Raw genomic sequence first — 1,450 nt, 5'->3', positions numbered from 1 at the left:
CTCCATAAGGTTGTTGATCGTCTGGGGTGATGCCCTGGATGCCCGGGGACGGTGGGGTGTGGCTGATGGTTTCTTGTCGTTGGGTGGTTTCCGAGGAGTGGCCGCCCTGCCGTTGCCGATGGCCTGGCTGCTGATTGAGATCTGCGTGCGTCGCTGTTTATGGAGCTGCCGGCAGTGCCATCGACGGGGTTGAGCTGCGGTTATAGGGAGGTTCGGGCCGGTGAAGGTCCGGGAGCAGATCTGGGTCGGGATCGATGTCGGCAAGGCCCATCACCATGCGTGCGCGGTCGATGAGACCGGCAAGGTGGTGTTCAGCAAGCGGCTGGGCAACGGCCAGGCCGAGATCGAGGCGTTGATCGCCCGCGCGGGCAAGGCCGCCGGACACGTGCGGTGGGCCATGGACATGACCTCCGGCAGCGCTGGGCTGCTGCTGGCGGTGCTCCACCAGGCCGGCGCGGAGCTGGTATATGTGCCGGGCCGGCTGGTCAACCGGATGGCCGGAGCGTTCGCCGGAGAGGGCAAGAGCGACGCCAAGGACGCGTTCACCATCGCCGAGACCGCCCGGCTGCGCCACGACCTGACACCGATCACCGAGCCCCACGCGCTGGTCGCCGAGTTGCAGGTGCTGACCGCCCGCCGCGAGGACCTGATGGGTGACTGGGTACGCGGAGTCAACCGGCTGCGCGACCTGCTCGCCTCGATCTTCCCCGCCCTGGAGGCGGCGTTCGACTACTCCACCCGCTCGGCGCTGGTGCTGCTGACCGGCTTCCAAACCCCCGACGGTCTGCGCGAGGCCGGCGCCCACCGGATCGCCGCGCACCTGCGCACCGGCGGCGCCTGGCCCAAAGGCATCCCGGCGATGGTCGACAAAGCCCTCGCCGCGGCGGCCGCGCAGACCATCGCGCTGCCCACCGAAACCGCGGTGGCACCGCTGATCGCCCGGCTCGCCGCTCAACTGCTCGACCTCGACCGCGAGATCAAAGACCTGGACAAACAGATCACCGGCACGTTCAGTGAGCACCCCCACGCCGCGTCGATCACCAGCGTCAACGGGTTCGGCCCGATCCTGGGCGCCCACCTGCTCGCCGACACCGGCGGAGACCTGCAAACCGCCTTCGGCAGCTCGGCCCGGCTGGCCGCCTACGCCGGCCTGGCCCCGGTACCCCGTGACTCCGGGCGGGTGCGCGGCAACCTGCACCGACCCAAGCGCTACCACCGCGGCCTGCGCCGCGTCTTCTACCTCGCCGCCCTGTCCGCGATCAAACCCGACGGCCCATCGCGTACCTTCTACCAGCGCAAACGCGCCGAGGGGAAACTCCACACCCAAGCGGTGATCGCCCTGGCCCGCCGCCTGATCGACGTTATTTGGGCCCTGCTGCGCGACGGCCGTGAGTTCCATCCCTCACCACCGCTCACCGCGAACGCGGCTTGACATGGTCATTGAAACTCC

At 69.1% G+C, this 1,450-nt stretch carries 2 protein-coding genes; both read left to right on the top strand.

Annotated elements, in window-relative coordinates:
* On the top strand, window positions 1–193 hold a 193-nt coding region (locus IT780_RS42490), incomplete at its 5' end, for a hypothetical protein (protein ID WP_233414386.1).
* A gap of 27 nt (window positions 194–220) precedes the next feature.
* Window positions 221–1,432 (top strand): IS110 family RNA-guided transposase, encoded by a 1,212-nt coding sequence (locus IT780_RS41415; RefSeq protein ID WP_199517385.1) that lies wholly within the window; start codon window positions 221–223, stop codon window positions 1,430–1,432.
* Window positions 1,433–1,450 lie beyond the last annotated feature (18 nt).

It is taken from the genome of Nucisporomicrobium flavum, assembly GCF_016464385.1.
In the GTDB taxonomy this organism is placed as follows: domain Bacteria; phylum Actinomycetota; class Actinomycetes; order Mycobacteriales; family Micromonosporaceae; genus Actinoplanes; species Actinoplanes flavus_A.
This window is presented reverse-complemented; position numbering and strand designations above follow the sequence as displayed.